This is a genomic window from Ichthyenterobacterium magnum (assembly GCF_003610635.1).
In the GTDB taxonomy this organism is placed as follows: Bacteria; Bacteroidota; Bacteroidia; order Flavobacteriales; family Flavobacteriaceae; genus Ichthyenterobacterium; species Ichthyenterobacterium magnum.
Genome location: NZ_RAQJ01000005.1, coordinates 84946 through 109052, shown reverse-complemented (window position 1 = coordinate 109052; position 24107 = coordinate 84946). Strand labels below are relative to the sequence as shown.

General features: G+C 31.8%; 24 protein-coding genes. 4 read left to right on the top strand and 20 right to left on the bottom strand.

Annotated elements, in window-relative coordinates:
• Positions 1-44: 44 nt before the first annotated feature.
• The 9 genes from paaD to gldB all read right to left on the bottom strand — a co-directional run bounded on the left by paaD (position 45) and on the right by gldB (position 6668).
• Positions 45-545 (bottom strand): 1,2-phenylacetyl-CoA epoxidase subunit PaaD, encoded by a 501-nt coding sequence (paaD, locus tag BXY80_RS11870; protein ID WP_120202216.1) that lies wholly within the window; start codon positions 543-545, stop codon positions 45-47.
• 67 nt (positions 546-612) lie between these two features.
• Positions 613-1368: a 1,2-phenylacetyl-CoA epoxidase subunit PaaC gene (paaC, locus tag BXY80_RS11865; RefSeq protein ID WP_120202214.1), complete on the bottom strand. Its 756-nt coding sequence runs from the start codon at positions 1366-1368 to the stop codon at positions 613-615.
• A 133-nt stretch (positions 1369-1501) separates the two neighbouring features.
• Positions 1502-1789 carry a 1,2-phenylacetyl-CoA epoxidase subunit PaaB gene (paaB, locus tag BXY80_RS11860; RefSeq protein ID WP_120202212.1) on the bottom strand — a complete coding sequence of 96 codons (288 nt, stop codon included), beginning with the start codon at positions 1787-1789 and terminating at the stop codon, positions 1502-1504.
• A 56-nt stretch (positions 1790-1845) separates the two neighbouring features.
• Positions 1846-2802: a 1,2-phenylacetyl-CoA epoxidase subunit PaaA gene (paaA, locus tag BXY80_RS11855; protein WP_120202210.1), complete on the bottom strand. Its 957-nt coding sequence runs from the start codon at positions 2800-2802 to the stop codon at positions 1846-1848.
• A 160-nt stretch (positions 2803-2962) separates the two neighbouring features.
• Positions 2963-4036, bottom strand: a complete 1074-nt coding sequence (locus BXY80_RS11850) for a 2Fe-2S iron-sulfur cluster-binding protein (RefSeq protein WP_120202208.1) — start codon at positions 4034-4036, stop codon at positions 2963-2965.
• Positions 4037-4173: 137 nt separating this feature from the next.
• The gene (locus tag BXY80_RS11845; RefSeq protein WP_120202207.1) at positions 4174-4743 is read right to left on the bottom strand and encodes a TetR/AcrR family transcriptional regulator; all 570 of its coding nucleotides are present in this window, start codon (positions 4741-4743) and stop codon (positions 4174-4176) included.
• Positions 4744-5358: a DUF4230 domain-containing protein gene (locus BXY80_RS11840; RefSeq protein WP_120202205.1), complete on the bottom strand. Its 615-nt coding sequence runs from the start codon at positions 5356-5358 to the stop codon at positions 4744-4746.
• Between the two features lie 15 nt (positions 5359-5373).
• A complete protein-coding gene (gldC, locus tag BXY80_RS11835) occupies positions 5374-5709 on the bottom strand; it encodes a gliding motility protein GldC (RefSeq protein ID WP_120202203.1) in 336 nt (111 codons plus the stop codon).
• On the bottom strand, positions 5709-6668 hold the full coding sequence (gene gldB / locus BXY80_RS11830) for a gliding motility lipoprotein GldB (RefSeq protein ID WP_120202202.1): 960 nt from the start codon (positions 6666-6668) through the stop codon (positions 5709-5711). Before gldB ends, gldC begins: the two co-directional genes overlap by 1 nt.
• Positions 6669-6773: 105 nt before the next feature.
• Between gldB and nadE the strand changes: the two genes are divergently transcribed.
• Together nadE and BXY80_RS11820 are read left to right on the top strand one after the other, a co-directional pair.
• Positions 6774-7562 (top strand): NAD(+) synthase, encoded by a 789-nt coding sequence (nadE, locus tag BXY80_RS11825; protein WP_120202200.1) that lies wholly within the window; start codon positions 6774-6776, stop codon positions 7560-7562.
• A 133-nt stretch (positions 7563-7695) separates the two neighbouring features.
• A complete protein-coding gene (locus BXY80_RS11820; protein ID WP_120202198.1) occupies positions 7696-8325 on the top strand; it encodes a response regulator in 630 nt (209 codons plus the stop codon).
• Here BXY80_RS11820 and dnaG read toward each other — a convergent pair.
• Entirely contained in the window at positions 8322-10289 is a 1968-nt protein-coding gene (gene dnaG, locus BXY80_RS11815; RefSeq protein WP_120202197.1) for a DNA primase, read from the bottom strand. The genes BXY80_RS11820 and dnaG overlap by 4 nt on opposite strands.
• A gap of 259 nt (positions 10290-10548) precedes the next feature.
• On the bottom strand, positions 10549-11526 hold the full coding sequence (locus tag BXY80_RS11810; protein ID WP_120202195.1) for a polyprenyl synthetase family protein: 978 nt from the start codon (positions 11524-11526) through the stop codon (positions 10549-10551).
• A 157-nt stretch (positions 11527-11683) separates the two neighbouring features.
• Here BXY80_RS11810 and BXY80_RS11805 point away from each other — a divergent pair, with 157 nt between their 5' ends.
• Positions 11684-12937: a T9SS type A sorting domain-containing protein gene (locus BXY80_RS11805; protein WP_120202193.1), complete on the top strand. Its 1254-nt coding sequence runs from the start codon at positions 11684-11686 to the stop codon at positions 12935-12937.
• A 52-nt stretch (positions 12938-12989) separates the two neighbouring features.
• Here the strand turns inward: BXY80_RS11805 and rlmN are convergent, their stop codons facing one another.
• The 8 genes from rlmN to rsgA form a co-directional block, all read right to left on the bottom strand.
• Positions 12990-14030, bottom strand: coding sequence for a 23S rRNA (adenine(2503)-C(2))-methyltransferase RlmN (gene rlmN / locus BXY80_RS11800; RefSeq protein ID WP_120202191.1), 1041 nt, complete (start codon positions 14028-14030; stop codon positions 12990-12992).
• A gap of 197 nt (positions 14031-14227) precedes the next feature.
• Complete coding sequence (gene queA / locus BXY80_RS11795; protein ID WP_120202189.1) at positions 14228-15277, bottom strand: tRNA preQ1(34) S-adenosylmethionine ribosyltransferase-isomerase QueA; 1050 nt, start codon at positions 15275-15277, stop codon at positions 14228-14230.
• A gap of 130 nt (positions 15278-15407) precedes the next feature.
• Positions 15408-16634, bottom strand: coding sequence for a 3-phosphoshikimate 1-carboxyvinyltransferase (gene aroA, locus BXY80_RS11790; protein WP_120202187.1), 1227 nt, complete (start codon positions 16632-16634; stop codon positions 15408-15410).
• Positions 16631-16957 carry a nucleotide pyrophosphohydrolase gene (locus tag BXY80_RS11785; protein WP_120202185.1) on the bottom strand — a complete coding sequence of 109 codons (327 nt, stop codon included), beginning with the start codon at positions 16955-16957 and terminating at the stop codon, positions 16631-16633. Before BXY80_RS11785 ends, aroA begins: the two co-directional genes overlap by 4 nt.
• 2 nt (positions 16958-16959) lie before the next feature.
• On the bottom strand, positions 16960-18954 hold the full coding sequence (locus BXY80_RS11780) for a transglutaminase domain-containing protein (protein WP_120202184.1): 1995 nt from the start codon (positions 18952-18954) through the stop codon (positions 16960-16962).
• A gap of 7 nt (positions 18955-18961) precedes the next feature.
• On the bottom strand, positions 18962-20872 hold the full coding sequence (locus BXY80_RS11775; protein WP_120202182.1) for a DUF3857 domain-containing protein: 1911 nt from the start codon (positions 20870-20872) through the stop codon (positions 18962-18964).
• A 132-nt stretch (positions 20873-21004) separates the two neighbouring features.
• Positions 21005-21457, bottom strand: coding sequence for a D-aminoacyl-tRNA deacylase (gene dtd / locus BXY80_RS11770; protein ID WP_120202180.1), 453 nt, complete (start codon positions 21455-21457; stop codon positions 21005-21007).
• A gap of 12 nt (positions 21458-21469) precedes the next feature.
• Positions 21470-22417 (bottom strand): ribosome small subunit-dependent GTPase A, encoded by a 948-nt coding sequence (gene rsgA / locus BXY80_RS11765; RefSeq protein WP_120202178.1) that lies wholly within the window; start codon positions 22415-22417, stop codon positions 21470-21472.
• 87 nt (positions 22418-22504) lie between these two features.
• Between rsgA and BXY80_RS11760 the strand changes: the two genes are divergently transcribed.
• On the top strand, positions 22505-22960 hold the full coding sequence (locus BXY80_RS11760; RefSeq protein ID WP_120202176.1) for a hypothetical protein: 456 nt from the start codon (positions 22505-22507) through the stop codon (positions 22958-22960).
• A gap of 45 nt (positions 22961-23005) precedes the next feature.
• On the opposite strand, the gene BXY80_RS11755 is transcribed toward BXY80_RS11760, so the two are convergent.
• Positions 23006-24091: a bifunctional 3-deoxy-7-phosphoheptulonate synthase/chorismate mutase type II gene (locus BXY80_RS11755; RefSeq protein WP_120202174.1), complete on the bottom strand. Its 1086-nt coding sequence runs from the start codon at positions 24089-24091 to the stop codon at positions 23006-23008.
• Positions 24092-24107 lie beyond the last annotated feature (16 nt).

Sequence of the window (24107 nt, the reverse complement as noted above, 5' to 3'; positions counted from 1 at the left end):
ATCTCGTTACTTTTTTTTAAGATTCCCATTTTCATGGGAATTGATTACTTCAAACATTTGAAGTAATCAAACGGTTCTTGACAATCGGCACATTGAAACTGCGCTTTGCATGCTGTTGAACCAAACTGACTTACCAATCGTGTGTTTTTAGAACCGCAATTGGTACACTTAACAATTCGTTTACCATTTAACAATACCTCTTTATCTGCCTCAGCATTTAAAGGTGCTGCTATACCATAATCTTCTAAAGCTTGTCGCCCTCTTGGTGTAATCCAATCGGTTGTCCAAGCTGGATGCAGAATTAAATCTATTTCAGATTTATAACCTGCATCTTGTAATGCTTTTTTTATATCATCGCCAATCACATCCATTGCTGGACAACCACTATAGGTTGGTGTGATTTCGACTTTTACAATACCATTCTCAATAATTGCAGAACGCACAACACCCATATCCATAATAGACAATACTGGAATTTCTGGATCAGAAACTTGCTCCAATATTGGCATTAGAATTTGGTCGATATGTTGTTCTGTTGTTGTCATATATTTAATAAAATTCTTCGTTTACACTTCGACTGCGCTCAGTGTGACACTAAGAATGACATTTTGTTTACCATTCCATGTTTGGATACGTGCGCTGCATATATTGCAGATCGCTTAATAGGTATCCTAAATGTTCTGTATGAATTCCTTCTTTTCCACCTTTTTGAAACCATTTAGATTCTGGAATATCAAGCGTAGCTTCTTCTAAAAGTTGACTAACTTTTTTATAATACTCCTCTTTTAGTTGTGTTACATCTACGCCAATACCCTCTTCAACCATGGCTTTATCTACTTCTGTTTGATGAAATAATTCATCTGTGTACGTCCATAAACTGTTGATAGCGTCTTGCATCTTCTGCTTGCTCTCTTCGGTTCCATCTCCTAAACGTTTTACCCAATCTGAAGAAAAGCGCTCATGATAACTTACCTCTTTAATACATTTATTAGCAATGGCTGATAATGTTAAGTCTGAACTTTTCTGCAATTCAGAAAGAAAAGCCAAATGATACACGTCGAATAAAAATTGACGACCTAGTGTAAATGCAAAATCTGTATTAGGTTGTTCGACAAGCAGCACATTTTTATACTCACGTTCTTTGCGAAGCATAGCAATATCGTCTTCAGTTCTTCCATCTCCAGCAATTTTTGCCGCATATTGGAAATAACTACGTACTTGACCGAATAAATCTAAAGAGATATTAGTACATGCAATATCTGTTTCTAAACTTGGTCCATGTCCACACAGTTCTCCCATTCTTTGGCCAAGAATTAAAGAATTGTCTGCTATTCCGAGTATGTAATTGTATAAGTTTTTGTTTTTCATGTTTCTTTATTGAGATGCTTCGACAGGCTCAGCATGACATTTAGATTCAATTCGTGAGATTTTTGCTTTACTCATTGATTCTCATTTTTTTTATTGAATTCGTGAATCTTCGATTTCGCAGGAATGACAATTATTACATATGCTTTACTTCGTCTGGTAAATCATAAAATGTTGGATGGCGATATACCTTATCTTGAGCAGGCTCAAATAGTTCGCCATTATTTTCTGGATTTGAGGCTGTAATATGTTTAGATTCAACTACCCAAATACTCACACCTTCATTACGCCTTGTATACACGTCTCTTGCATTTTCCAGTGCCATTTCAGCATCAGAAGCATGAAGACTTCCACAATGTCTATGTTCTAATCCATTTTTACTTCTTACGAAGATTTCCCAAAGTGGCCAGTTTTTTGTTGCCATAACTTTATTTTTATTTGTTTGAAGACCTTTCGACTGCGCTCAAGGTGATAAACAGTTTAAACTGCTTGTTTTTGTTTTCTTTCTTGTTTCTTTTCGGCATGCACCATCGCTGCATCACGAACCCATTCGCCACGTTCCCATGCACCAACTCTAGCTTTCATGCGTTCTTTATTCATTGGACCGTGACCTTTAACAACTTGCCAAAATTCGTCCCAATTTATTTCTCCAAAATCATAGCATCCTTTTTCTTCATTCCATTTTAAATCTGGGTCAGGAATGGTCAATCCAATCAATTCTGCTTGCGGAACTGTTTGGTCTATAAATTGCTGACGTAAATCGTCGTTTGATTTACGTTTTAATTTCCATTTCATAGATTGTGCTGTATGAACAGACACATCATCTGTTGGCCCCAACATCATAAGACTTGGCCACCACCAACGGTTGAGTGCATCTTGAGCCATCTCTTTTTGCTCTGGTGTTCCGTTAGCCAATTTTATCATGATTTCATAACCTTGACGCTGATGAAAACTTTCTTCTTTACACACACGAATCATTGCTCTTGCATAAGGACCATAAGAGGTATTACACAAAGGCACCTGATTAATAATGGCCGCACCATCTACTAACCAACCAATTGCTCCCATATCTGCCCAAGTGATTGTTGGGTAATTAAAAATACTTGAATATTTAGCCTTACCTGAATGCAATTGCTCGTACATTTCGTCTCGAGAAATCCCCAGAGTTTCTGTTGCAGAATATAGATACAATCCATGTCCTGCTTCGTCTTGTACTTTTGCAAGCAATGCAACTTTACGCCTTAATGAAGGTGCTCTTGTAATCCAATTACCTTCTGGCAGCATACCTATAATCTCTGAATGTGCGTGTTGCGACATTTGCCTGATATGCGTTTTACGATATTTTTCTGGCATCCAATCTTTAGGTTCAATTTTTTCATCACGTGCGATACGTGCTTCAAATTGTTCTTCTAGATTTTTTATTTGTTCTTCACTCATTTTTTTAAGCTATTCGCTTTTGGCTGTTAGCCTCTGGCAGATTGAACTTTAACTTTTCTTTTTCAATTTATTTTAAGATTCCTCGACAATCCTCGGAATGACATTTATCTAAATTATGTGATTCTGAAACAAGTTCAGAATGACGCTTAACAGTAATCATTTAGACATCGAAATCAACGACAACTTTATCTGATGTTGGTACTGCTTGACAGCTTAAAACTAAATTTTGCGACACCTCTTTATCATCTAAGGCATAGTTAATTTTCATTTCGACCGAACCTTCTTTCACCTTGCATTTACAGGTACTGCAAACACCACCTTTACACGCAAAAGGCAAATCGGCTCCAGCTCCTAAAGCGGCATCTAGTATGTTATCGTATTCTTTTGTCATGGTGAAGGCGAATTCCTTTCCTCCATCTACAATAGTAACTTCTGTACCTTCAACATTTTGCTGTGCTAAGCGTTCTGCTCGTTTTATATCTTCTTCTGAAAGTCCTGTTACAAACAATTCAAAATGAACAAGTTCTTTAGATAATCCTGCATTAATTAGATACTCACTTACATAGTTTACCATATTTTCTGGACCGCATAGAAACACTTCACTAGTATCTGGAATATCGATAAAAGTCTTTGTGAGTACTTTCATTTTATCATCGTCAAAACGCCCATTAAACAATTCGATATCACGACGTTCTTTAGTCAAGAAATAATAAATTTCTAATCTTCCGAAATATGTATTTCTTAATTGTTCTAGCTCTTCTTTAAAGATAATAGATTTTGCGGTTTTATTTACATAAAACAGTTTGCAAGTAGAATTTGGTTCTGATTTTAAATGTGCTTTAATCATAGATAGCACAGGCGTAATTCCGCTTCCAGCTGCAAAAAACAAATAGTTTTTGGATGCTTCTGGTTTCACAGAAACACCAAATGTACCGCTTGGCGCCAAGACTTCAAGTTGGTCTCCAGGTTGTACAGATTCATTAATATAAGTCGAGAATTTCCCGCCAGGAATTTGCTTCACAGCAACTTGCCATTTATTTTCAGTTGGGCAAGAACATAACGAATATGAGCGACGCACATCTTCATCATTTATATCTGCTTTTAAAGTTAAATGTTGACCTTGTCTAAATTTAAATGCATCTCGCAATGCTAATGGAACTTCGAAAGTTACTACTGAAGTATCTTCAGTTTCCTTGTAAATATCTGCAATTTTTAAGCTATGAAATTCTGCCATATGTACTACTTAAATATTAAACTAACGCTTGTTAGTTTAGCTTACAAATTTACAAAAATTTCTTGATTCCCGTATTCACGAGAATGACATTTTTAATATGGCACCACAATGTTACACATTGAGGAATCTCTTTTTAATTATTTGTTAATTCCGTTTATTAAAACATTACTCAAATTTGCAGCTAATTCTTCAAGGTTAAGGTCTTCTTTTTTAGGTATCCAAAGATATAATGAGCGTAATGTAGACAACATTGAAAACAGCATCACGTCAAGATTTTTATCAATTACTTCATTAGAATCTATGCCTTGTTTAAGAATATTTCGAAAGTCGTTTTCGTAATCATGGCGTAGTTTTAAATAATATTCTAATTGCTCTTCTAAATGCATCCAATCATTATTTAATGATGCCATACCATAAACATTTTGGCTAGAAATAGTGATATGAAGTTTTACAATTTGCCTTAATTTATCTAAGCATAAATCATTTGAAGATTGAATAACAGCCATACCTTCTGTAAAACTTTCGGCCAAAGAAATGATTATAACTTTTAAAATATCTTGTTTAGAGCTTATATGGTTGTAAAGACTTGCTGCCTTAATTCCCATTGCAGAAGCCAAATCACGCATAGTAACAGCACTATAACCTTTCTCTTTAAATAGTTTAGCAGCCGTACTAATAATCTCTTCTTTGCGCGTTTCTTGTTTCATCTACAATTTTAAAATCTGTAGTTCTTCTAATTTTGAAATTGGCGTTTCATTATACTGCAAAGTCCAACCTAAAGAATTTGTAAGTATATAAAATTTAGACAATTCGCTAATTAATCTATTTTTTGCGTTAGATTTTAAATTAGACGCTTCTATTTTTTTATTAAGTGAGTTTTTTACTGTTTCATTTATTTTATTATAATCATCAGATTCAAAAGGGTTAAAAAAATCTTGCTGCAAATCATAAAACTCTAATTCTGGGTGAATTTTAATTTCAGGTTCTGGTATTGAAATAAGTTTTAAAATTTTATTAGTGTTATCTAATTCGTATTTTATTTTACTTAAATCATAACTAATTGTCACATCTGCATTGGCAATTACTAATGCTTTTTTTTCTGAAGACATTAAGTTTCCAAATAAAGCTTTAGAATTTTTATAATCGAAAACTTGACTAAAGTGACCTTCTGTAACGATAAGTTTACCAACATTTTTTAACTCCTGTTGTATTAGCGCAGTGTTCTCTTTAAGTACAACTTCATCATTTTTTTTATCACCACAGTATTTAAATGTGAATAAAATGATTAATGTAATAATGACTCCAAATGAAATTTTACGCATATCTAAAATTACAACCTATTTTTTTAGCTCCAATTTTTCAGCAAAATAATCACAGAAATCTTTCATTGTGGCTGTCATTCTCTCATCTTGGGTTGCTCTATGAAATGTGTTACTCATTTCTACCAATGTTTGATGAAAAAATAATTTCATCTCATCAACAGGCATATCTTTAGTCCAAAGATCAATACGTAAAGTTTCTTGAGCTTTACTATCCCAAACAGAAAGCATCATTGCTTTTGCTTCTTCATCCTTTATGCCACCATCTTGAGCTGACCATTTTAATTTTTCTGGCACTCGATTCTCATCTAATTCTACATTTAATTCTATTGTAGACTTATTAGTATTAGCCATTATCTTTGAGGTTTATATTTTGATTTATTAAAAATTTCTATTGCGTCTTCTTGAAGCATGTTCATAAGTGATACATTGTTATTATTCATATATGATTTTACAATTTGCCAACCAATATATTGACCTAATCGACCTGGAGATTGTGCATCTAATTCTAAATAAAATTTAGAAAAAGGAGCTGGAGCAATAAACCTAGCCGGCAATCCAGTATCTGTACTATATAGCATTTCGTTTTCTATAAAATGTCGCCAAACATAGCTTTCGTTTGCCAAAGCAAACTCTAACTGCTCTTTTGTATAGCCCATTTTTTCTTCGTTAGATTTAAAAGGAATTACTTTATCCTTAAAATAAAGTTGCTTTCCAAAATAAATCATTTCATCTAAAAAGGTTTTCTTTTGAGTTTGGTAAATATATCTTTTAGAATACTCTGAAGCTAAGTCTGAAACGATTTGAGACGACTTCATATTTTGTGAAACAAATTGTGGGAATCTAGAATAAAACTCATGATCTGTTCCTAAATATGTATCTAATGCAATTAAAACTATTGTATCTGTAACTATTACTTTATTACGGTAATCTACATCAGATGTTAATGTAACAATTCTTGGTACTCTAAATGCTTTATCATAGTATTTTATGTGTTGAAATAAATCATTTATTTCTTCTTCTACATCTTTAAGGTTACCAAAACCTTTATCTACTTCTGAAGCTAATTGCTGTTGTAAAGTGTCATTCATTCTCTCAATCCAAACAGAATCTGGCACACGTTTAGAAAACAAAAAAGGGAAGGTTTTTTTAAGATTTTTTAAATCTTCAGGCTTAGCTTTTGAAAAAGCTTTATCAAAACGTTCAACCGTAAAATCAATATCAATCTTTGAAATATCTTTTTCTAGTTGACTATCTGTTTTACATGAAGCTAAAACAATTATTAATACCAATAAAACTCCTATTCTTTTCATCTTATATTTTTACAAAAACTAAACGTGTTTAATTTTTATTAATTATGCTATTGGTTTATTTTTGTTATGCAAAGGTACTATTCTTTGCTTTAAATTTTTATTAAAATGCAAACAGATAAGATTGTCGATCACATTGTAAATTGGTTAAAAGATTATGCAACAAATGCAAGAGTAAATGGTTTTGTTATTGGGATTTCTGGTGGAATTGATTCTGCAGTTACTTCAACCTTATGTGCTAAAACAGGATTAGATTTATTATGTATTGAAATGCCAATACATCAGGCAGAAAGTCATGTAAGTAGAGCTCAAGAACATATAAGTCAATTAAAAGAACGCTTTGCCAATGTAAAAGACATTAGAGTAGACTTAACTCCTGTTTTTGAAGAATTTAAAACAGAAGTTTCGCTTGAAGGCAAACAAAGCACTGTAGACATGGCTTTAGCAAACACTAGAGCTCGCTTAAGAATGACTACTTTATATTATCATGCTGGATTGCTAGGGTTTTTAGTTGCTGGGACTGGAAATAAAGTTGAAGATTTTGGTGTTGGTTTTTATACAAAATATGGTGATGGCGGTGTTGATTTAAGCCCCATTGCAGACTTGATGAAATCTGAAGTTTATACTATTGGAAAATATTTAGATGTTCCTGAGTCAATTATGAATGCAGCTCCAAGTGATGGTTTATTTGGTGATGCAAGGAGTGATGAAGATCAAATTGGTGCTTCTTACCCTGAATTAGAATGGGCAATGCAAATGAAAGATGAAGGAAAAACAATTGATGATTTTAGTGGCAGACAACGTGATGTATTTCAAATATTTACGAGGTACAACTCCTCAAATAAGCACAAAATGATTCCAATCCCTATTTGCGAAATTCCTAAAAATTTAAAATAAAATTGTTATTTTAACTATAAAAACAGTGAAGTTATTGCTTTTTTCACTAATTTTGCATGGCAAATCTCCACATTATTGAATTTAAACAACTTAAGTTCGGACGCTCAATATTTAGAATTTAAAAATTAATATCATGATAAAGGTATTGGTAGTTGACAACCATCCCATTATAAGAACTGGTCTTAAATTACTTTTTGAGAACAATTCTGAAATCAATGTAATTGGTAGTGTAGGAAGTGGTGTAGAGATTTTTGAATTTGTTAGACGTCACGATGTTGACGTTATAGTATCTGAAATAGACTTACCAGAACTTAATGGTATTACTGCCTTAAGAGCCATAAAAAAAGAGCATAGTGATTTAAAGGTCATTATGTTTAGTTACCATCCTGAAGAAATTTACGCGATTAGCACTATAAAAGCTGGAGCTTCTGGTTATGTATCTAAAGCAGAAGATATAAGCACAATTGAAAACGCTATTAAAAAAGCAAGTGCTGGCGAAATTTACCTAAGCCCAAAAATGGCTAAGCATTTAAACTTTAATGACACAAAAAAATCTGCGAGTAAACTTTACAAACGATTATCTACCAGAGAAGTTGAAGTTTTAAAACTACTATCTTCTGGTAAAAAGAACAAAGAAATTGCTTTAGAGTTAAGTATTAATGAAAAAACGGTTAGTACGTATAAAGCACGATTATATAAAAAATTAAATGTCACTAACCTAGTAGACCTTGTACACCAAGGGCAACACTTAGAGTTAACTTAGATTTTACTACCTACAACTTTTCCTAATTTTCTAGATAATAACATTTTTAAGCCTAGATAATCTTTAACATCTTCTAAAATATTTCTAGAATTAGTGGTTTCTTTAAGCGTATCGTTTTGATATTCTAACACTTTTTTATCTATTAAAAAACACCTTAATGTTAAGATTGTTTGATTTACATATTGTGCGATACTTTCTTTCTTTTCTTTTGGGATGATATGATTTCTTTCCCAATCATCTAGTTTATAGCGTTCATCATTCATTAAAATTGTTGTGACATCACTAGCTAAGTCTTGGTTTAATCTATTAACAAAATTAGTTGTAGAAAACTCTGAGTCTTGATGCAAAGCATCTATAATAGTATAATAAAGCGACTTAAAATTAGGGTCAGAAAATTGCATCTCATCTTCCTGTAAATCTAAATAAATTTTCTCAAAAACCTTAGCTTGATGTGTTACAGGCTCTAATTTTAGTTCTCCATCTTTGTCTTCTTTTAAGATTAAATCTTCAAAATCTTCAGTTTCTGTTCCATAAAGCAATAATATTTCTATTATCTTTTTTTCTAACACATATTGTACATCAACCTTTGGAGCTTTAGCTTCAGGCTTAACCACATCAAATGCTTTTTGTTGCGTTTTATATTTTTTATTAGCTTCTTGATAATCTTTTTTATCAATTTGTGCCAAAGTAGTAAAGAGTACGTCTTCACTAATATCCATTATGCGAGAACATTCTTGTATGTATATCTCTTTTTTTATCTGATCTGGAATCTTAGAAATACTATTTACTATTTCCCTTATGGTTTCAGCTTTTTTTATTGGGTCATTATTAGCTTCTTTAATTAATAAAGAGGCTTTAAACTGAATAAAATCTTTAGCATTTTCGTTAAGATATGCCGTTAACTCTTCTAAAGTATTTTGTTTTGAGAAACTGTCTGGATCTTCACCTTCAGGAAATGTGCAGACCTTAACATTCATGCCTTGTTCTAAAATTAAATCTATACCTCTAATTGAAGCTCTTATACCAGCCGCATCACCATCAAAAAGAACAGTTATATTTTTTGTTAACCGATTAACCAATCTTATTTGTTCTGCTGTTAAAGCGGTACCTGATGATGCGACTACATTTTTAATTCCGGTTTGATGAAACTGAATTACATCTGTATAACCTTCAACCAGATAACAATTATCCTCTTTTGCTATACTTTGCTTTGCATGATAAATCCCATACAAAATTTTACTTTTATGATAGACTTCGCTTTCTGGCGAATTAAGGTATTTAGCAGCTTTTTTATCCTGAGCAAGAATACGTCCTCCAAAGCCTAAAACACGACCACTCATACTATGAATAGGAAACATTACACGACCTTTAAAACGATCAAAACGTTTTTCTTCTTTAACTATAGTTAGTCCTGTTTTTTCTAAAAATTCTAATTGATAAGCCTTCTTTAATGCTTCGTCTGTAAACGCTTGCCATTCATCAAGAGAATAACCTAGGTTAAACTTTTTAATGGTTTCATCTGTAAAACCTCGCTCTTTAAAATAACTTAAGCCTATTGCCTGACCTTTGTCTGTTTTATAAAGTATTCTCTGAAAATAATCGTTAGCAAACTCATTAACCAAATACAAGCTTTCACGCTCATTTGCTTCTTCTTTTTGCTCGTTTGTTTGCTCAGTTTCTTCAATTTCAATATTGTATTTTTTAGCTAAATACTTTATAGCTTCTGGGTAAGTAAAATGCTCATGCTCCATTAAAAAAGTTACAGCATTACCGCCTTTACCACTTGAAAAATCTTTCCAAATCTGTTTTACTGGTGAGACCATAAAACTTGGTGAACGCTCATCACTAAAAGGGCTTAGCCCTTTAAAATTACTTCCTGCTTTTTTGAGTTGTACAAAATCACCAATAACCTCTTCTACACGAGCGGTTTCAAATACTTGTTCTATGGTGGATTTTGATATCAAAAAAAATGTCTATAAAAAAGATTGTAAATTTAATCTATATCAAAACGCAAACCAAGTGATACATTATTTTAATCTACTGCTTGATTCTTAAATATAGTATTTAAATCATATTTAATATATAAACTTGCATCATCTATTCCAATATAAGCTCACTAAGCCCATAAATGAAATCTGAGGCATAAATTCTTATACAGTTCTTGAAGTATTTTGATATCTAATTTTTTAAAAAAAACTAAATATCAGCGAATTGAAATCGAAATTATTTTTTTCTTTCAATCACATAATTTACCATCATCTCTAAAGCGTTTTTATATTCTGAGCCTGGATATTTGTTAAGCATTTGAAGTGCTTCGGCTTGAAATTCTTTCATTTTAGTAATAGCATAATTTAATCCTCCATTGTTTTTCACAAAAGCAATTACTTCTTTGACACGCTTTTTATCTTTATTATGGTTCTTAATAGAATTGATTAACCAAGCTTTTTGCTTTTTGGAGCATTTATTTAAAACATGAATTAAAGGAAGTGTCATTTTTTGCTCTTTAATATCTATTCCAGTTGGTTTACCAATAGCTTCATCTCCATAATCAAACAAGTCATCTTTAATTTGAAACGCCATACCAATTAGTTCTCCAAATTTACGCATTGCTTCTACATCTAAAGAGTTCGGCTTGACAGATGCCGCGCCAAGACTACAACAAGCTGCAATAAGCGTTGCTGTTTTTTGCCGTATAATGTCATAATAAACAGACTCTGTAATATCTAACTGGCGTGCCTTTTCTATTTGAAGCAATTCGCCTTCACTCATTTCTCTAACGGCTACAGAAATAATTTTAAGTAGATCAAAATCATTATTATCGATAGATAGTAATAATCCTTTAGACAACAAATAATCACCTATCAGTACCGCTATCTTATTTTTCCATAGCGCATTAATTGAAAAAAAACCACGACGTCTATTGCTATCGTCTACAACATCATCATGAACTAAAGTAGCAGTATGTATTAACTCAATTACTGATGCTCCTCTATAAGTACGTTCACTAACTTGACCGTTATCAACCATCTTTGCAACCAAAAACACAAACATAGGTCGCATTTGTTTTCCTTTACGATTAACAATGTAATGGGTTATCCTATTTAACAAAGCCACCTTACTAGACATAGAGAGTAAGAACTTTTGTTCAAAAAGTTCCATTTCGTAAACAATAGGCTGTTTTATTTGTTCAGTGATTTTCAATACTTTAAGTAAATTATACTTTCAATTTGTAAAATTACTAATAAACTTAAGTTTTAATCTAGAAAATGATGTTAATTGACGAAATTAACTTTATAAAAAATCAATATTATGGCAATTTTTGTATATTTAATCTCTTAATCCAAAAAAAACAAACAATATGAAAAAAATTACTTTACTTATTTTAGCTATTACAACTTTTCAATTTGGCTTTGGTCAAAATGATTGCGCCAATGCTTTGGTTGTTACAGCTGGTTCAACAACAACAGTCGGAATGATTGATGGCACCGCTGACAATACATGTGCTTGGGGTACACCTGGAACAGCAGGCGAATGGTACATTTACACCGCTGGAGTTAATGGTATAGCTACCGTTTCAACCGATTTACCTCAAAATGACGGAATAACAAATAGCGATGATACTCGAGTGAGTATTTACACAGGTACTTGTGCTGCTTTAGAATGTCACTCGGCAGGTGATGATGTTAGCGATACCAACTATCTTACAACATTAACTTTTGCGGTTGAAGCTGGAACTTCTTATTATATTCTTTGGGATGATCGTTGGTTAGCGACTGGTTTTGACTTTACACTTACAGAAACTGCTATAGACTGTACGACTGCGACTTATCCTTACTCATACGACTTTGGATCTATAGATACTTTAATTGCATGTTATACAATAGAAAACACAAATACTGATGCTGCAACTTGGGGTATAAATAACGGAAATGATTTAGACGGAGATGGCTCAAATGACAGTGTAGGACTTATATTTCCTCCAAATCCTACAGTTGCAAAAGACGATTGGTTGTTTTTACCAGTATTTAATGGTATTGCCAACGCAGATTATGCAATTACAGCTGTTTACAATGCACTTAACAACCCAGTTGTTGCAAACGAGTCTTTTGATATTGTTATTTTAGATGCTCCTTCATCTACTGCTGCAAGTCAAAATATTATTGGGTCATACTCTGGTATTACTGCAGTAGGAACATTTGGGGACAATACTGGTAATGACCCTATCACTCAAGCTTATTCTGACACAGCAACATACACACCTACTACAGATGGGGACTTTTATGTTGGTATTCACGCTACTACTCCAATGGCTACTAGTGGTATTCTTTTTCTTTTTAACTTAAGTGTTGACGAGACCTTAGGTCTTAGTGAATTTGAATCAAATACTTTTACTCATTTTTACAATAAGAGTACAAATGACTTAACTTTAAACTCATCAAATTTAGCTTTTGATAATGTTGAGTTATTTAATATTCTTGGGCAAAGTGCTATGCGTAAATCATTGTCGCAAACAAGTGAGGTTATTAACTTATCAAACCTTAATGATGGTATTTACTTAGCAAAAGTATCTATTGCTGGTAGAACTCAAACAATTAAAATCTTAAAACAGTAAAAAAACTGTATTATAATAAAAAAAGAGCTGCAAATTGCAGCTCTTTTTTTGTTTATGATTTATTAGCTAGTTGACCGCAAGCTGCATCAATATCTTTACCTCGTGAACGTCTTACTGTAACTGTAATGTTATTTTTTTCTAATATTGAAACATACATGTCAATTGCTTTTGAATTGGCTTGTTGGAACTCACCATCATCTATTGGATTATATTCTATTAAGTTAACTTTACTGGGTGCAAACTTGCAAAACTTTACAAGTGCATCTATATCTTTTTTTGTGTCGTTAATACCATCCCAAACCACATACTCATAAGTGATTCTGTTTTTTGTTTTAGCGTACCAATACTCTAATGCAGTTCTTAAATCGGCTAAAGGAAATGTTGCATTAAATGGCATGATCGAAGTCCTAATTTCATCAATAGCAGAATGCAACGATACAGCAAGTTTAAACTTTACATCGTCATCTGCCATTTTCTTTATCATCTTTGGAACTCCTGACGTAGAAACAACTATTCGCTTAGGTGACATTGCTAAGCCTTCTGGTGATGTAATTTTATCTATTGCTTTAAGTACATTGTTATAATTCATGAGTGGTTCTCCCATACCCATAAAAACGATATTACTTAAAGGCCTGTTATGATACAATCTGCTTTCTTTGTCTATGGCAACAACTTGATCATAAATTTCATCAGGGTTTAAATTACGCATTCGTTTTAATCTTGCTGTTGCACAGAATCTACAATCTAAGCTACAACCAACTTGACTTGATACACAAGCTGTTGTTCTATTTTTTGCTGGAATTAAAACTGACTCTACTATAAGACCATCGTGTAAGCGAACTGCATTTTTTATAGTCCCGTCAGAACTACGTTGCATTTGATCAACTTTAATATGATTGATTACAAAATTATCTTGAAGCATTTGGCGCGTTTCTTTCGAGATATTTGTCATATCTTCAAAGGTATGTGCGCTCTTACTCCAAAGCCACTCATAAACCTGATTGCCTCTAAATGCTTTATCGCCTTCTTTTACAAAAAAATCTCTTAACTGTTCTTTTGTTAGTGCGCGTATGTCTTTCTTTTTAATATCCATAGATGGTGCAAAAGTAATGAAAGGAATATCGATTTTCGATATTCATCTTACAGTTTTATATCGCATTAGTGATAGTAACGGCATCCTTTTGCAGTATTCCTGCAAAAGATATAGTGGATAGCACGACCCTTAAGGGTAATGCCAAAAATAAAAAAGCCTTGTAAAAACAAGGCTTTTAATATCTATGTATTAAGCAACTATATAATTAACATGGCGTCACCATAAGTGTAAAAACGATACTTTTCTTTTACAGCTTCTTCATAAGCTTTTTTCATAAAATCATGTCCTGCAAAAGCTGAAACCATCATTAACAATGTTGATTTTGGTGTGTGGAAATTTGTAATCATACAGTTTGCAATACTAAACTCGTAAGGGGGAAAAATAAATTTATTAGTCCAGCCTGAGTATTCATTTAATCTACCGTTAGATGACACAGAGCTTTCTATAGCTCGCATTGCGGTTGTACCAACAGCACAAACACGTTTTTTATTATTAATACCGTTATTAATAATATCTGCTGCATGCTGCTCAATAAAAGCTTCTTCACTATCCATTTTATGCTTAGAAAGATCTTCTACTTCTACTGGGTTAAAGGTTCCTAATCCAACATGTAAAGTTACTTCTGGAAGGTGAACACCTTTAATCTCTAAGCGTTTTAGTAAATGTTTAGAAAAATGTAATCCTGCCGTTGGAGCTGCTACTGCGCCTTCATTTTTTGCAAAGATTGTTTGGTAGCGTTCTTCATCTTCTGGCTCTACATCTCTTTTTATATATTTTGGAAGTGGTGTTTCTCCTAACTCTGTTAATTTACGACGAAATTCTGTATAAGACCCATCATATAAAAAGCGTAATGTTCTTCCTCTTGACGTTGTATTATCTATAACCTCAGCAACCAAAGTATCATCTTCACCAAAGTAAAGCTTGTTTCCTATTCTTATTTTACGAGCTGGATCTACTAATACATCCCAAAGACGTTGGTCTTCGTTTAATTCTCTCAATAAAAACACTTCTATTCTTGCTCCTGTTTTTTCTTTGTTACCATATAAACGAGCAGGAAATACTTTTGTATTGTTTAAAATCATGACATCATCTTCTTCAAAATAATCGATAAGGTCTTTAAACAATTTATGTTCTATAGTTTGATTTTTTCTATCTAAAACCATTAGTCTTGCTTCGTCTCTTAAATCTGAAGGTCGCTCTGCTAATAATTCTTCTGGCAAATCAAATTGGAAGTGTGATAATTTCATGTACTTGTGTTTAGTGGTTTTTATAGCTACACTAAATTCATAATACTGTTTTAATTATGTAGCTAATAATTTTTACAAAGTTGCAAATATACAATCTCAAAGTAGGCGTTGTCAAGTAAAAGCTGGATTATTATCGAGATATTTCAAAATCAAGAGCTTCTAAGTTATTCCAAAATGTTGGGTAAGACTTTGAAACCACATTGGCATCTTCTATTTGCAATGTCATTTTTAATGCTAAAGGCGCAAATGCCATTGCCATTCTGTGATCATTATAAGTTGCAATAGAGATGTTCTCATTTATCTTTTTTGAAGTATGTAGATACAATGAATCATTGGTAACTTCAACTTTAGCTCCTAATTTTTCTAATTCATTTTTTAAAGCTTCAAGACGATCTGTTTCTTTTATTTTTAGAGTATGAAGCCCTTTTAAGTTACAGGCAATACCCATACCAAAACAAGTTACTGCTATTGTTTGAGCAATATCTGGTGAATCTTTTAAATCAAAATTAATCGTTGTTGGCTGGCTATTGTCTACTTTTTTAATTGTAATAGCATTATCTTTATAAACTGTCTCGACACCAAAGTTTTTATAGATTTTCACCAAAGCAGAATCACCTTGTAATGAGTCTTGCTTATAAGCGGTTAACGTAATTTGAGTTCCTACTTCACTTAAAGCTATAATACTAAAAAAGTATGAAGCCGAAGACCAATCTGATTCTACTACAATTGTTTTTGGTTCTAATTTATCAGCAAAAGGTTTAACTACAATTATATTATCTTTAAATTGAGTATCAACGCCTATTTGATTTAACAAACTAAGTGTCATCTCAATATATGGAATCGAGGTAATGTCACCATCTAAGGTTAATTGTAATCCGTTTTTAAGTTTTGGAGCAATAAGTAATAGCGCAGATATATATTGGCTACTTACATTTGCTTTTAAAGTAACTTTATGTTCAACTAATTCTTCCCCTTTAATTTTAATTGGTGGACAACCTTCTTTTTTTGAATAGGAAATATCTGCACCTAATTGATTTAATGCATCTACTAACACTTTTATGGGACGTTCTTGCATTCTACTTGAACCTGTTAAAAGAATGTCTCTGCCTTTTTGTATTGCAAAATAAGCTGTTAGAAAGCGCATTGCTGTTCCTGCATGATGGACGTCAATAACTCCTGACTCTGTTTGTAAAGCATTCTGCATTACTTTAGAATCATCAGAATTTGATATATTGTCAACACAAATCTCTGGATATAAGGCTTGTAATAACAATAGCCTATTTGATTCACTTTTTGAACCTGTTATTGTTATAGAACAATTATTTTTTAGTGCTGATTTATGAAGTTTTATATTCACTTTAGTTTTTCATTATTATGATGCCTGTCGTGATCACGCTTAGTTTTTACATCCATCTTTTTATCGAAAGCTTCTTGCAAATCAACTCCTGTTTGGTTGGCCAAACACAATACCACAAAAACAACATCAGCTAGCTCTTCGCCTAAATCTTTATTCTTATCGCTTTCTTTTTCACTTTGCTCTCCGTAACGTCTTGCAATAATACGCGCTACCTCTCCAACCTCTTCGGTTAATTGAGCCATGTTTGTTAGCTCATTAAAATAACGAACACCATGTTCTTTGATCCAATTATCAACTACTTTTTGTGCATTTTGAAGTTCCATAATTATATTTTTGTTAAAACAATTCTTTCATTTTCTTTTTCAATAAATTGCTTAAAATATTCTTTCAAGGCATCATAATATTGTTGAGATACTATAGCAGAATTATTATCATAACTTATTACCAATTGTATTGAAGTGTCTTTAGCTGTTACATTATATTTAAATGAGCCTAATCCATCTGGCAACATTAAAACAGCAGGTTCTGGGATTGCTTCTATTTTATATCCTTCAGGTATAGCAATACTTATATTGTATTTACGTCCAGAAGGGTAGCCAAAATCAATTGGGAACTCTCGATTCTCTGATTTAAATGGGTTTTCATCTTCTGTTAGAAAAAATAATGGCTTAACAAACATTTTACCTCCAATAACTTCAAGTTGGTCCTCAGCCAAAAATTCAAAACTTGACATCACTGGTTTTGATAAATCCAATTCATTTTTAACATCAAAATCTGTAATTTCAATACCCTTATATCTAGCCTCTAACGCCTCTAAATATTCCTCTTTGTTTCTCTGAACGTAAGATTCTCTAAACCTCATGGCATCATGATTGGTTAATGCATTTCTAACCTTACCTGTTACATCTCCATTATCATTTAGCTCAACATTCATATAATAGGTGCTTTTTGCTTTAGTGGTTGGGTACAAATTAACTAAAGTTGAACTACCATCATCCCTCACAACACGCCCTTGCCAATTTAAAGTTCGATATGGTAAAATATTGGGTGAACCAAATTTAGAGGTTGCATCTAGCAAAACTACATTACCCTGTAACTCTATAACAGATATGATATAATTATAACCTTCTCGAGTTGGGAATATAGGCACTCCATTATTTCGTGTACTTACTAAAACTGGGTTAGCATTTAACCCTGCATAGCGTAACATTGCAGTTAACATTAAATTAATCTCTGCAACATTACCCACATGATTCTTATATGCTTTTTTAACACCTTCATTCGTGTATTTACTATAATACCCATTCCACTTAACGTTGGATTTCACAAAGTTAAAAATAAGTCCTGCTCTCTTAGCTTGGTCATTAACACCACTAATTAAAGCATCTATATCTTCTTCGAAATAATTAGTTTTTTTAAGCTCCAGACCTAAACTCTCACTTTTATAAATTGTTTTTACAACATCATCCCAAGTTGTAGTATAATACTTAGTAAAACTATTAGGTAATTTACTATATGACAACTCATATTTAACTGCTGAACGGTAATTGTAAATACTATTTACATAAGGCTCGTCTTTTAAAGCAGGAATATCAGACAGGTCATATGTTGACACACTTTTCTTGAATTCTAAATCGGAGGAATTAAATTTTGTGCCTCCAAATCTTCTACTTTTACTATTAAATGTAATTCTGTCATCGCTATTCTCAACTTTTGGCCTAATGTTTAAAAACCCTTTAGTATTAGTTTTAAACGTATAATATTCTGGTGCTTCAAAAATTGCTTCTAATTTTTTTGTTGGAATATCCTCTTGAAACACAAACTCATCTACATTATAAATGAATGGTGATTTGATTTTAAATTCATACTCAATTACTGAACCTTGTTTTAGATTAGGCATTGTAAATTTAGTTTGATTAGTATATTTGTATAACTCTGTCTCAAAAACACCATCGTTTTTTAATTTTGTGTCTTCAACCTTACCTTGCTCTAAGTTGTATGTATAGGCTTTTAAACCTATTATTTGCTCTTTTACACCACCACTCTTATGCGTATTAATAGTTCGAGTAGCATAATCAAATCCCTCTTGATTATAAATTTTTATTCGCTCACGTATTTCAGTAATCAAATAAAAACCTTCTCCTTGTTGATATTCAAAATGTGTTTTTCGATACTTATACAAATACGTTGCATTTGCAGAAGAATCTAAAGGGTTAAATTGTTCTTGCAATTCTTCTTTACTTACTTTACCAAACTTATAGTTTTGAGAAAACCCTAAATAGCTTACTAAAAATGCTATGATGTATATTATTTTTTTCATGTATTATTTATTCTTTTATTAATGATAGTTTTGAGTTGTCTAATTTTGCTACTTCTTTATAAAAATTTCTAAATTCTTTATAATCTTCTTTAGGGAATTCACCATCATTAGTTATAAACTCTCTTTTATAAATTAGTGTACTTTTATCTTTTGGTTGAATTTCTAAAGAATATCTCCCAAATTTATTTGTAATGTTTTGATTATTTGGTAAAGCTTCAATTTTATAGCCTTTTGGTAAATGTATTTCTATTTCATCAACATCTTTATAACCTCTATTAATTTTTAAAGACAATTTTCTATTTCTGTACCTGTCTGGTACATATGTATTTCTATTTATTGGGTTTAATACTACAAGCATTCTTTGCCCAACCATATTGCCATAATTAGCAGCATTAAAACTTATTTTCTCTTTAAAAGCTATTTTTTCTTTATCATTATCGATTTCCATTGACTTTATATCGATATTATTTACATAATCCCAATGATTTTTATAGCGCTCATCTAAATCTATTTGAGTAAGTGTTTCTAACCAATATCTATTATCATATTGTATTCCCTTAGAAATCATTTCTAAATCAACATTTATACTTCCATCTTCTAAAATACTATAACTACTATTTATCTGTTGAATATTTTCTTCTGTCACATACTTTTTAGTATGTTTTATTTTACCTCCTTTATTTGAAACAACCAACACATCTCTATCATCAGTAAAATCACCTATAAAACCAAACGGTAATTTTTGGCTTGTACACTCTAACCATATATCTTCTTTATTTTCTTGAGGTATATTTAATATCACATGATTTCCTTGAATAGATGCAAAATCTGACTCTAAATTTCTTTGTGAACTACCAGAGAAAACCACAGTATAATTAGACTTAACACCAACAGCAGTTAGTAATGACATTGTATAATTTGTTAAACCTTTACAATCACCATAACTTAGTTTATCAACTTCTGATGCATTAAATGGCTTCCAGCCTCCAATGCCTACTTGAACACTTATATATCTTGTTTTATCTTGTACGTACTTATATATTTTCTTGGCTTTATCTAGAGCATTAACTTCATCTTTCACTAATTCATTAATCTCTCTTATAGTAGTTTCTGGAAGGTTTTGAGTACCAGCAATCAAGTCTTTATACATCCACTTACCAAAATCATCCCAGTTTTTAACAGAGCCAAAAACACCTTCTAAACTAAAATCGTTAGCAGCAAACATAACTTTTGGAACCATCTCTATTAAAGTTGGACTATGATCTTCTGGTTTGTAAGCATTTAAGTTTTTAACCTTATAACTATAACCTTGATTAGTTTCAGTTTTTTCAACTTCAATACTCTCAAAATTCATTTCTTTTTTACGAATTGAAATTTCTGAAGGATTATTTAAAGCAAAAACACTTTGTTCAACACTTACATAATAGGAACTGATTGGGTAAAATGATGGTAAAAAAGCTGTGTTTTCAGTTTCAGTTTCATAAGTCAACTCAATAGTATAAGGGTAAGCTATAGGTGTATACTCTAAATACTTAACTCTAGAATCTGAATATAATGTTCCTCCATCTACAGCACTTACGTCTTTAAAATCTTTTTTCTTTACCTTTTTAATTTCCTCACCAAAGGCATCAAAAACCAAAACCTGTAGGTTGTTAATTTTCAATCCGTCGTCATAATGAACAACAGCATTAACATTTCTATTTCCTTGTTTATTTAAAACTGAAATTATGCGTTTTACTCGTTTAACCATCTTGGTAGATGATTTTAAATCTATAGTTGTTTCATGCAACCTAACAACAGCATTAGCACTGGCTTTTAAATCATTTGAAATTGTAATTGTTGAGTATAAATTATTTTGTGCTACTATTTGTATGCAATTATATACAAATAGCAAAACACTTAAGCGTAAGCATTTCATAATTTGGGAATTATATATTTATCTTAAAAAAATAAGAGTTAAATAAGCTGTAATTATATGAATTTTATTTCGTTTTAAATTCAATAATTTTCATTTTTTTTATAAAAAATCCTTTTAGAAAAAACAGTGTAATTATCCTTTGTTTTTTGTATCAATAATAATAGTTACAGGACCATCATTTAACAATTCTACTTTCATGTCTGCTCCAAATTGTCCAGTTTGTACTGGTTTTCCTAAATCTGCTTCAACTTGTTTCACAAAAGCCTCATACATTGGTATTGCAACATCTGGTTTTGCAGCTTTAATATAGCTTGGTCTGTTTCCTTTTTTTGTATTGGCATGTAGTGTAAACTGGCTTACCACTATTACATCTTCATTTATGTCTAATAACGACTTATTCATAACGTCTTGCTCATCACCAAAAATACGAAGGTTTATAATTTTATTTGACAACCATTTTATATCATCTAGAGTGTCTTCATCTACAATACCAAGAAGTATTAATAATCCGTTTTGAATTGAAGCTACTTTTTTTTCTTCAATAGTTACACTGGCTTTTGAAACTCTTTGAATTACTGCTTTCATTACTTCTATAATTTATTCAGCATTCCAATTATCGGTTCTGTAATGTTCATCTTCGCCTTCTAGAATTTGCACATAGCTTCTGTAACGCGAATAGGAAATTTCATCTTTATCAAGTGCTTCTTTTACTGCGCATTTTGGTTCTTCAATATGTAGGCAATTGTTAAACTTACAATCTTGTTTTAACTCAAAAAATTCTGGAAAATAATCACTTACTTCTTCTTTATCCATATCAACAATCCCAAATCCTTTAATACCTGGAGTATCAATAATTTTTGCAAACCCAATATCAAACATTTCAGCAAATGTAGTTGTATGTTGACCTTGCATATGCTGAGTAGAAATGGCTTTTGTCTTTAAATCTAAATTAGGCTCTATGGCATTAACTAATGTAGATTTACCAACACCTGAATGACCAGCAAACATACTAACCTTATTTGTCATTAAAGTTTTTACTTTATCTATATTTTTTCCTGTTGCGGCAGAAATACCAATACATTCATAGCCTATTTTTCTATACACATGAGCCAAGTATTTAACCTCATCTAGAGTGTCATCACTATATGTGTCAACTTTATTAAATAATAAAACAGTTTTAATTGAATAGGCTTCTGCTGTAACTAAAAAACGATCTATAAAACTTGTGAATGTTGGCGGATTATCAATAGTAATTAGCAAAAAAACCAAGTCTATATTTGAAGCAATAACATGTGTTTGCTTTGATAGGTTTACAGATTTTCTGACAATATAATTTTTTCGATCATGAATTTTATGAATGACTCCTGTAGTTTCGTCATTATTAGTTTCTAACTCAAAATCTACAACGTCACCAACAGCAATTGGGTTTGTGCTTTTTATGCCTTTTATTCTAAACTTGCCTTTTATTCTACATTGGTAGATTGCACCAAGCTCTGTACTTACTGTATACCAACTCCCTGTAGATTTATAAACTAGCCCTGTCATTCTTTTTTATTACAAACAAAATAACAACTTTTTAATTTATGAAATGTGTATATTCGCTACTTAATTTTAAAAAAAATCAACAACAACATGAAAAAATTAGTATTAATTATTGCGCTTTTATTTATTTCTTTTATTGACTCAAATGCACAGGTAGAATATAAAGTTATTACAAGTGTTGAGTCTATTGTGCCAAATGGTTTAGGTCGGTCTAGAATAGTATCTGCAAGTGAGGATAGAGATTATAAAGAATTTACATCTCAAAGAAGCGGTGATAAAAAAGAGGACAAAAGAAACAAATCTGACAGAAGCGAAATAAGAGTTAAAAACTTTGAAGAAACAAAACTTTTAAACTTCTATAACTTAGGAGGAATTCGCTTTCAAAATATTGCAGCTAATGATGCAGTAATTACTTCAAAAATTAATACTATGATTGAAGAAGGTTGGGAGCTAGCCTTTGTAACTAGTGCCGTTGAAAGTGAAGGCGGAAAAGGAGATGGAAAAGGTATTTTTATAACACGTTACATCTTTAAAAGAAACAAATAAACCATTAATACGGTAAAAAAAGCCTCACACTTGTGAGGCTTTTTGTTATTTAGATTTTAAAATTTTCTCTTGATGATTAATTGACTCTTGGTGAATGGCTTTAAACATCCTGAGTATAAATTCTTCGCTTAGACCTTTGGTTTCGCCTTCTAACACCATTTTACCTAGAATCTCGTTCCAACGTTTACTTTGTAACACAGCAACATTTTTCTTCTTTTTAAGTGTTCCAATGCCATCAGCAACTTTCATACGTTTGCCTAACAAATCAATTATTTGATTATCAACCACATCTATTTGAGCTCTTAAATTGTTTAGCTCATTATTATATTCTGCTTCTGGATCTGTTTCTTTACGAATTTTTAAATCCTTCATAATTTGTACCAAAGCCTTTGGAGTTACTTGTTGCGCTGCATCACTCCATGCATTATCTGGATCTACATGAGTTTCTATCATTAATCCATCAAAATTTAAATCTAAAGCCGTTTGTGAAATATCGAGAATCATATCTCTATTGCCTGTAATATGAGAAGGATCATTAATTAAAGGTAAATCTGGAAACTTAGTTTGTAACTCAATAGCTAATTGCCATTCAGGATTATTGCGATATTTTGTTTTTTCGTATGTAGAAAAACCTCTGTGAATCACTCCTAGCTTTTTAATATCTGAGGTAGCTAGTCTCTCAATAGCACCTAACCACAATGGTAAATCTGGATTTACTGGATTTTTTACTAATATTACTTTATCTGTTCCTTTTAAAGCATCTGCAATTTCTTGTACTATAAATGGACTTACAGTTGAACGTGCTCCAATCCATAATAAATCTATATCGTGTTCTAAAGCTAGTTCTACATGAGCTCTATTTGCAACTTCTGTTGCTGTTTTTAAACCTGTTTCTTCTTTTACTTTCTGCAGCCATTTTAAACCTAAAGCGCCAACGCCTTCAAAATTTCCTGGTCGTGTTCTTGGTTTCCAAATACCAGCTCGATAGTAATTTACATCTGTATTTTTAAGCTCATGAGCAATTTTTAAAACTTGCGCTTCTGTTTCTGCACTACATGGTCCTGCAATTACTAATGGATGATTAAGTTGCATATCATCTAACCATGTTCTCAATTCTTTTTTATTCTCCATAACATTAATTTTCTTC